Source organism: Saccharopolyspora sp. NPDC002686 (assembly GCF_040295745.1).
Lineage (GTDB): Bacteria > Actinomycetota > Actinomycetes > Mycobacteriales > Pseudonocardiaceae > Saccharopolyspora > Saccharopolyspora oryzae.
In genome coordinates this window covers 1-9,195 of sequence record NZ_JBEOVY010000318.1, presented here as the reverse complement: position 1 = coordinate 9,195, position 9,195 = coordinate 1, and the positions used below count along the sequence as shown (strand labels likewise).

4 protein-coding genes and 1 pseudogene are annotated in these 9,195 nt (G+C 67.4%); all 5 read left to right on the top strand.

What is annotated here, in order from left to right; all coding sequences use genetic code 11:
• A pseudogene (locus ABTZ89_RS30705) lies at window positions 1–1,102 on the top strand (hypothetical protein); the annotation flags it as partial.
• Window positions 1,103–1,105: 3 nt separating this feature from the next.
• The gene (locus ABTZ89_RS30700; RefSeq protein WP_351051247.1) at window positions 1,106–2,953 is read left to right on the top strand and encodes a hypothetical protein; all 1,848 of its coding nucleotides are present in this window, start codon (window positions 1,106–1,108) and stop codon (window positions 2,951–2,953) included.
• Window positions 2,950–3,408, top strand: a complete 459-nt coding sequence (locus ABTZ89_RS30695) for a YbaB/EbfC family DNA-binding protein (protein ID WP_351051244.1) — start codon at window positions 2,950–2,952, stop codon at window positions 3,406–3,408. The genes ABTZ89_RS30700 and ABTZ89_RS30695 overlap by 4 nt, the downstream gene beginning before the upstream one ends.
• Entirely contained in the window at window positions 3,405–3,713 is a 309-nt protein-coding gene (locus ABTZ89_RS30690; protein ID WP_351051241.1) for a WXG100 family type VII secretion target, read from the top strand. Before ABTZ89_RS30695 ends, ABTZ89_RS30690 begins: the two co-directional genes overlap by 4 nt.
• A gap of 75 nt (window positions 3,714–3,788) precedes the next feature.
• Window positions 3,789–9,195: WXG100-like domain-containing protein (locus tag ABTZ89_RS30685; protein WP_351051238.1), on the top strand; the 5,407-nt coding region annotated here is incomplete at its 3' end.

Below are 9,195 nucleotides of genomic sequence, written 5' to 3'. Positions count from 1 at the left end.
GGACGCGGGTAAGGCCGCATCGGACGCGATCGATGACCTGGCTTCGAAGACCGATGACCCCGCGGCGCAGGAAGCGCTGAAGGAAGCGAAGCAAGCGGCCGATGACGCGATCAAGGACTTGGGCCAGGACGGCACCCCACCGACCCCGGAGGAAGCCAGGGAAGCCGCGAACAAGGCGATCGACGATCTCGCGTCGAATACCGATGATCCCGCCGTGAAACAGGCCCTGGAAGACGCGAAGCAGGCAGCCAACGACGCGATCGACGATCTGACCACTCCCCGCACCGAGTCTGGCGGGCCGGCTTCCGAGGCGGACCCGCAGGGCGCGGCGACGGATGCGATCGGGAACCTGGCCGGCAAGACCGACGATCCTGCTGCGCAGGAAGCGCTGAAGCAGGCCGATCAGGCTGTGAACGACGCGATCGACAAGCTGGGTGAGGACGGCACTCCGCCGACCCCGGAGGAGGCCAGGGAAGCCGCGAACAAGGCGATCGACGATCTGGCGTCGAATACCGATGATCCGGCCGCGCTGAAGGCTTTGGAAGACGCGCGCAGCGCCGTGGACCAAGCGCTTGACAACAGCGGCCAGCAAAACGGTGCGTCCGAACTGGACGATTTCCTTTCCGGGGGTGGCAAGGCCCTTCAGGACGCGCGGGGCGCGGCGGACGGGGCGCTCGCTGACCTCGCTGGCGGTGCTGGCGGTGGTCCCGGTGGCGGCCCGGGCGGCGGTCTGGGTGGGGATCCTGGCGGTGGCCCGGATCTCGGTGGCCCGGGGACGCCTCCGAATGCCCGTTTCGACACCGACGTAGCTGCCCAGCAAGGCCTTGCGCCGCCTGGCCCGCAGGCCGCCCTCAGCCAGACGAGCGGTACTGGAGCCCCTGTCGGTTCCGCCACTGCGACAGCCGCGGGACTGGCCAGCGGTGCGAACGGCGCGGGTGGGAGCGGGATGCCGATGGCCCCGATGGGCATGGGCGGCGCGGGTGCCGGCGCGGCCGGGCAGCAGGGTGCCGACCGGGAACCGCAGATCTGGATGAAGGCGGACGAGGGGACCTGGGATGACAAGGACAAGGACAATCCACCCCCGGTGATCGGACGGAGCTGACCGATGACGCAACCGACTCCCCCCGCTGATCCTGCCATCGACCAGCTGAACTTCGACCAGCTGGCGCAGCTGGTGAACGCTACGTCTCCGGATGACTTCTACCGCAAGGCCGACCAGTTCGACGAGGCCAGCAACGGGCTCAGCGATGCTGGCGACCGGTTCCGCTCGCAGTGGCGGAACCTCCAGGACAACAATTCCGGAGCGGCCATCGACAGCGGCGTGGAGTCCAGCGAACGCACCCTGCGGCACAACGAGCGGGTGCTGCAGGCCACGCCCGGTTACGGGACGCTGCTGCGGCGCGCGGGTGATGCGCTGGCGAACGCCCAGCTGCGGATGCGAGATCTCCAGCAGCAGCGGAGCGAACAGGCTGCTGCAAGCGCGGACCAGGACCCGGCGGCCACAACTCCGGAGGACGCTGCGGCGGCAGCGGAGGCACAGGCTGCGGCGGACGAGCAGCAGACCGAGCAGGCACGCCAGATCGTGCGCGATTTGTCCACCGCCTACACCGATGCCGGTAATGGGATGAGTCAGTTGCCCGAGCAGGAGGGCTCGACCGGAGCCGCGGACACCGGGGCGTCGACTCGGTCGGCGCCGTCGGAGAGCGGTCCTGTCGGCGGCACGAATTCCGATGCGGTGCAACAAGATTCGTACCAGGGTGTACCGCAGTCGGCTGCGACGTACGGCTCGGGAGCAGGGGGAGTTTCCGCCGTTGGCGGAGGTCTTCGCGGTGGACGTGGCGGGGCTGGTGGCTGGCAGGGCACCGGCCGGGCCGCGGCAGCCGCCGGCGCCTCACCGGCATCGGGCGGGCAGGAGCAGAACACTGCGCCGTGGGGCGGATTCGCGGGCGGAGGTGCACCAGCGGCGGGTGGGCAACTCGGCGGCGGACGGGCCGGGTTCGGACGAAGGTGGCCCGGTGGAAGCCCCAGCGGTGCGCAGGGACCTGCACCGGTGCTGGGGCGTCAGCAGGGGGCGTGGATGGCGGCCTCGCCGCGGACACGCTCGGCCCCTGCCGGGGGTGCTGGTTTCGCGGAGAACCGGCAGAAGCGGCCGGTGACGCAGTCCGGTAACGCCGGAAGTGCCGGGGAGGGGCGGAACGAGTCGAGGCCGCAGACGCAGTCGGAGTCGAGGCCGGAGGAAATCGAGCAGGTCTTGCCGGTGCAGCAGGCCCTTCCCGCTGTCGCGGCCGCGACAGCCAGCGCCATGCCGGGTCTCGTGTCGGGCACCACCGCTGCGGGGGGCGCGACCCCGAACGCGGCCCCACAGGTGGTGCCTGCCGCGGGAAGCACGCCACCCGGCCCGAACGGCCCCCCGGGGGGAACTCCCCCGCCCCCGGGGGGCCACCCCTCGCTCTCGGGCGGCAGGACGCCGGTCACGAGCCTCCCCACCGGGCTGGGGACCGTGTCGAACGTGCCCAGCAGCGGCATTTCGCGGGCTCCCTCGCCGTCCGCGCTCGACCTGGGGCAGGTCAGCAACCCCACTCCGTCGTCGATGGGATCGGTTCCCGGTTCGCGCGGCACGCCGGTCGACCTGTCGATGACCGCGTCGGGACAGTCCATGACGCCCAGCGGCACCGCGCAGCCGTCGCCGTCCGCGAACACCGGTTCGTCGAACGCCGGGCACCCGGTCAGCCCGATGATGGGCGCTGGCCTCCAGCAACAAGACCAGCACCGTAGCGGCAAGGCAGTGGTCCCGATGGAGCCCGGTTTCTGGGACGAGCCGGACGGAGTGCCTGCCAGCCTCGGACGGCCGGGGCCGAAGGCCGGCCCGGAAGAATCCGGCAGCTCGGAGCTGCCCACCGCTGAAGCAGACGAATTCCTGGAAAAACTGCGTCAGATGAGGAATATCCGATGACTGATCCAGATCTGAACGGGGTGGACAAGGCGACCCGCGACCTCGAAGCCGCGATGGCCGCATTGGACGAGGAACGTCAAAGGCTCGACGAGATCTCGCGGATCCGGCGGGAGGAAACCACGGTCGTGCAGGCCAAGGACCACTCGTTGGAGATGACGTTCGACGGAAATGGCGAGCTGGCCGAGTTGAAGTTCAACGGCGCGAAGTACCGCACCATGGCACCGGCCCAGCTGGCCAGCGTGATCGTCGAGACACTGCGCGTCGGCCGTGCGCAGAGCATGGAGAAGATCACCAGTCTGTTGTCCTCCGATCTGCTCCCGGGCATCGATCTGGCCGGGGTCATGAGCGGCAAGGTCGATCCGCAGAGCGTGGTCGACGCTTTCATGGAGCCGATGCTGGGAATGCTCGACGGCGAGAGGAAGAGCGGATCGACCGGTAAGGGGGCAGCGGGATGAGCAAGAACGTCTTCATCGACCCGGATGGGGTCGATGCTGCCAACAACCGGATCCGGGCGGTGCACACCAGGATGTCCGAGATGTGCAAGCGGCTGAACGCAGTCCTGACTGAGAACCACGGGTGCTGGGGAGACGACGAGATCGGGAAGAAGTTCGAGGAGGGCTACGTCGGGGCTGAGGACACGCTCACGGAGTCCAACGAGATGATCGCCAAGAACATCGGGGAGACGGCCGCCGCGATCGACCGGAACATGACGGACCTCTTGGCGCAGGACGCCGAGAACGGAAACAACATCAGGAAGTAGCTGGGCTGGAATCAGCGGGTACGACGTTCGCCCGGTGGCGCGAACCGGCGAGGTGCGCGAGGAAGGAGACATCCGGTGGGTTTCAACGACGAAATCCATCTGTCCCCCGGCTTGCAGAAATTCCTCACGGTTGTCGTCGGCATGCAATTGCCCGAGGGGAGTCCACGCAAACTGTGGGAGATGGGCGACGCGTATAAATCGGCGGCAGAGGAAATCGAGGAATCAGCGCTCCAGCTGAGAGGCGCGCGCGACGAACTAGACGATTCGTTCGACGGTGAAGCCGGTGATGCCTCCGTCGACTACCTGAACACCATGCTCGGATACCTGTCGGAGCTGCAGACCTCGGCGGAGGAACTCTACAAGACCACGACCGACACCGCTGCCAACATCCAAAAAGGCAGAATCCTCTTCATCACCATGTTGGTGCTCGCCTTCATTGAGGTCATGGCTCTGCTGGCGTCCATCGTCCTGTCCTGGCTCGCGCCGGCGGTGACCAGGGCAGCGCAGGAGGGGTTGAAGAGAATCCTCCTGGAAATGATCAAAGACATCGCGCGCAGCGCCCCCAAGTACGTCATGACCGTGCCCAACGCGATCAAGAACGCAGGCGGCTTGGGGACTCGTTCCGGTGTGAAGGCCGGCCTGCAAGCAGGCGGCAGGCAGGCGTGGAACGCCGGGAAGTACCCGTTGGGCGGAGCGGCCTTCGGGGCCGGCGTCTTGGGCATTGTGGACGGTTCGGTTCAGCAGGATCAGATCGACGACAATCGTCGGACGGAGTTCGACGAGAAGTCCTTCACAGCGACCACGGTCGGCGGAGCGATCGGCGGTGCGTTCGCGGGATTGGCATCGAACCTGTCGTTCGGTGCCATTCGGAGCGTCCGCAGCGCTATGGACGCCATCAACAAGCCGATCCGGGACTTCAACGAGAAGATCGCCTCGTTCAACGCCAAGGCAGGCACGAATTTTGCGACCGCACCGGAAAAGCAGCTGACCGGCGGACAAAATGCGTTCGGGAAAGTCTTGGACGGTCTGGCGCAGGCGGGGTCCACCATCCCCGCCAACCTGGTCATCAACGCCGTTTTCGATGAGCACGCCGGCGCGACGGACGGTTTGTTCAGCGCCTTCGCCAGAGGTGCAGGGGGATCCGGCGAAGCCAGCGCGAACGCGGCCAAGATCGACGTGCCCAAGGCATCAGAGATCGATGGCCCGCCTGAGCTGAAGATCCCAAGCCCGGATTCCGCGTCGACCGGAGGCGACGAGGGCGATACGTCGATCAGCGGCGAGACCTTGCGCGGCGACGTGAAGTCCACGGACGGTTCGGACTTCACGGACAGTGACAGTTTGCACTCGGGCGACGAGATGAGGGGCTCGGATGCATCGGGGACCGATTCGGGCGGCAAGGGTGACGGAGCGGGTTCTTCCGGCGAGCAGTCGCGCTCGGCGGACCCGCAGGTGGCAGAATCGGACCGGACGGCGACTTCGCGTCAGGTCGAATCGGGAGGCAACCCGATCGGCACGATGTTCTCGAACAGCGCGCCGGTGGCCACGACATCGCATGGCCAGCCGCAGCCCCAGTCGGTGAGCGGTTCCACGCAGACGGCCGGCGCCGAGCAGGTTCCCAGCATGTCTGGGACCGGGCAGCCGGGGATGTCGGAGTCCACATCGGACACGATTGCGGATTCATCGGGTGGCCCCGATCTCCAAGCGCATTCGTCCAGTGGTGGATCGCTTTCCGGTGAGCTGTCGGCGGACAGGTCGCTGCCGCTTTCGGACGACGATGCCACGGCGCCCGTTTCCGATGGGATCGAGCGGACGCAGATGTCGACCGGATTGCAGGACCAGGTGCTCTCGGACGGTCGAAGCGAGAACGTCCAGCCGGGCTCCGCCGTGAACGGCACGTCGGCAGAGGGTGGCCGGACCGCGCAAACCTCGTCTGCCGCTGGCGGTTCCTCCAGCACGAACGCGTCCAACGGGCTGAGCGCGCCTACCTGGCGGTCTCCCTCGTCGGGGGCGAACATACCGGTCACGTCCGGTGGGAACAGCGCTGAAAGTGGCGGAAATTCCGGCGCCAACACCAATTCCGGACCGACTACCGGTGGGCGAAGCACCAGCACGCCCGGACCTGCTTCGAGTGGCGGCCGCACCGAAGCATCGCCGCCGGGCCAGCCGCCTGTGCCGCCTGTCGGCCCGGCTCGTCCCAACGTGTCCGACGGCGACCGGGTGTCCGCACACGGAAGTCGACCGGACGAGTCGACGACACATCCGAGTCATCAGAACCTGGTCACGCAGTCCCGGTCCAGGCATCACGACGAAAGCTCCGAAGACGTTCGGGCACCGGAGCAGCGGGGCTTCGAACGACCGGACCCGCCGAATCCGGCTGGACCGGCCGCGGATCCGAAGGCGCGGATTCTCCAGCAGCTGACGCCGACGATCAACGGGATTCGGCAATACCTGGACGCGCTCCCCGAAGACACGCTGCCAGAGATGCGCAAGCACGTCTCGTCCTGGCCCAATATGCTGGAGAACGGTCACTTCTCCAGAATGGGGACCGACGAGCTGCGCGATTTCGTGCGCGGGGCGCAGGAGCTGTTGTCGCGCCTGCGGCAAGCGCCCATGGCATCCGATGGAGCCCTCCGGGCCCACGGTCCTGCCTTGGAGCAATCCCCTGTAGATGATCTGTCCTGGCAGCACAGCCAGGAGCCCACGGCGTCGAGGAGTGGCGGGGAGGCGTTGCGGGACGCGGGGCGGCAGCCTGTCCGTGGGCAAAAGCGGCCTCGCCCCCGCAGGGGTGCGCGTGATTTCCGGCCTAAGCTTCCGCCTATTGCTGAGGAAGTAGAAGTGGGGCAGGGCGCGGCGCAGCAGCAGGGCAATGTGGTGTCGCAGGGGACCGTGGCGTCCGGTGCAGGTCAGTCGGCGAACCGGGCGGCGAACGTGGCGAATCCGGTCGTACTGTCAGGGGTTCCGAGGTCCTCCGGCTCCGCGTTGGCTGCTTTTCTCAATCCGGATCCTCCAGTACGGGAAGGTGACGCGCAGCAGCAGGGTGTTGCACGGGGTTCGCAGCAGGGTGGGGGAGACCAGCAGCAGGCTACAGGACACCAGCAGCAGGGTGGGGGACAGTCGCAGGGCGCTCCCGGCAATGCGGTCGATCCGGCTGCGCGTCCGGCGGAGTTGATCAGGGACGGTGTCATCTCACCGGCGTCTCAGCTGCTGCCCAGCCGGGGAGTGTGGTCTGGGGAGCGAGGCAGCGTCCACGAGGAACTGATCAGGAACATCGTCGACCGGCTCCCGCTCTCGCCCAGGCAGCAGGATTCCTTGAGTAGTCAGCTCACCGACTATGCACGGGCGCGGGGTGAATCCGGCCTGCTGCAGACGCTTTCCAACGGCAGGACATTCTCGATCCCGTACGGCAACGGCTACCAGAACTTCTTCCTGAAGTTGCGCCGAACCGATATCCGTCCTGTCGCGCTGGGCGCCGAGGAACTGCGCAGCACCCCGACGCAGGAGACCAAGCAGGAGACCGCGCCGCGGCAGAGGTCGAACCGTGGGCTATCCCGCAAGTCCGGGGGCGGCGTGGTCGCCGGTTTCTGGGACACGGCTTTCGATGCGGTCGCCCCTGTGCTGAACCTCCGGGTGCTGCCGTTCTTCAGCTGGAGCGGAAACGTCGTTAACTCGGTGAAGGACAAACGATGGACGGTGCGGGAACGACCGGCGAAGCTGGGGCGCGATCACCGGGCGTTCGACGTGAACTTCCAGCTGGACTGGAGGTTCGGTGCGCTGGAGGGCCAGGCCCAGTTCGATCCGTCGGTGCGGTTGGCCTATCCCGCATCGGTGCTGGAAACCCCGCAGCCCGGGCCACCCGCACCCGCCCCGGCGCGACACGCCCCGGTCGCGCTACCGCTCGAAGTGCAACAGCTAATCGCACACGTGGACACCTATGCCAACGTGGGCGGCCTGCAGAACAACGTCATGGAAGCGCTGCCGGACTGGGCCCGGCAGGACTCGACGATCAGCGCAGGCGTGGCGGCCAGCGTCGATTCCGCGCTGCTGGTCGAGGAATCCGCGGAGGGTCTGGTGCGCGGTGTGGACATCACGCACCGCACGGTGTACCCGAAGTTGCTGACGCGACCGGGCGCTGACTGGACGAAGCATCCTGAGGTCAACGCGCACATCAGCTCGAAGCTGCGCGGATTCGAACGGATCGGCCCGGTGCGCGACGAGGTCCGCACCGGCGAGACGTGGCGCAGGATGACCGACGACAAGATGGGCAAGAAGGTCAGTTCCAAGGCCGAAGGCGGCGTGCGGGCACGGATCCTCGCCGACCTCGGCGAGATCGAGGTGGACGGCTTCAAGAGTCACATCCGGTTCGGTCCGTTGGCACGGCTGTCCGCATCGTCGACCCGCCAGGAGTCCTACGAGGGCAGAGCCGCCGGCAAGTCGAAGGACAAGTCGGTCGAGGCCGGCGCTCAGCGGTACCGGCTGGACCTGTCGTTGGGTGCGGAGATCACGACCCGTCCGGGAGGGCGCGCAACGACTCCAGCGGTCGAGGTGAACCCCAGTGATGGTGCGGTATACGTCTGGGTCCGGCCGGCTGATATCGATGAGTTCGAGGCCGCGCTCAACGCTGCGCTGAACGACGCACCGAACGCCAACGCTGGTGTGCAGCAGGCCGGGATCAGTCAGCAGGCAGCGGCTGTCGATGCGGCGCAGAGCGAGCAGATCCGCAGGGTGCTTGACGGCGACGGCATGTTCCAGGATCTGGTCAGCATGCCCGGCGCTGAGCGTCTGCAGGCCGAAGCCAAGCAGCACATCGAGCGGCGGCTGGCGGATTCCGGAGTCGATGCGCGGGAGGTCGACTGGACGGCGGTCGACAAGAAGCTGAACGGACTCGGGCCGCACAAGCTGCTGCGCGGTTTCCGGGGGCTGATCGGCGGGCGGGCCCGCCCCGTCAATGTCGAGGTGGAGGTCGGCGACCGGCGGTTCAAGTTCGATGTCACTGCGGAACCCGGTGCTGTCACCACGCGCCGTCCCCTACCCGAGGATGTGAAGTTCAGCGCTACCCGGGCGCGGGGGACCGGCTGGAAGACCACGTTCTCCGGAGGGTTCGGCTGGGGCGGTTCGCTGTCGGCGTTTGCACGTACGACGGCCCGGGATAGCGGATACGGAGCTTCCACCTACCTAGGCGGATACGTCGGGTTGACGGGCGGGCAGGACTGGGGAACGGCCAGCGGGCACGGGGTGGACGCAGACACCGAGACGCGGGTGAAGTACTCCGGCCCAGCGGACCGGGTTCGCCGCGAGGTGGATCTCCACATGTCGGTCGTCGAAGAGCACAGAACAAGGTTCTGGGACAACGTGCGGGGTGGAAGGATCATCGGCCGCACGTGGGTGCGGGAGCCCGAGGTCAACATCGAGGTTCGCGCGGAAGTCGACTACCGGGTCGCCCGGTTCCTCCTGGACGCCGTCGGGCAGGGGATCAACGGGCAGC

Excerpts from the sequence above, each read along its gene's own strand:
- ABTZ89_RS30700 (WP_351051247.1), top strand. The coding sequence starts at position 1,106 with ATGACGCAACCGACTCCCCCCGCTGATCCTGCCATCGACCAGCTGAAC.
- ABTZ89_RS30695 (WP_351051244.1), top strand. The coding sequence starts at position 2,950 with ATGACTGATCCAGATCTGAACGGGGTGGACAAGGCGACCCGCGACCTC.
- ABTZ89_RS30690 (WP_351051241.1), top strand. The coding sequence starts at position 3,405 with ATGAGCAAGAACGTCTTCATCGACCCGGATGGGGTCGATGCTGCCAAC.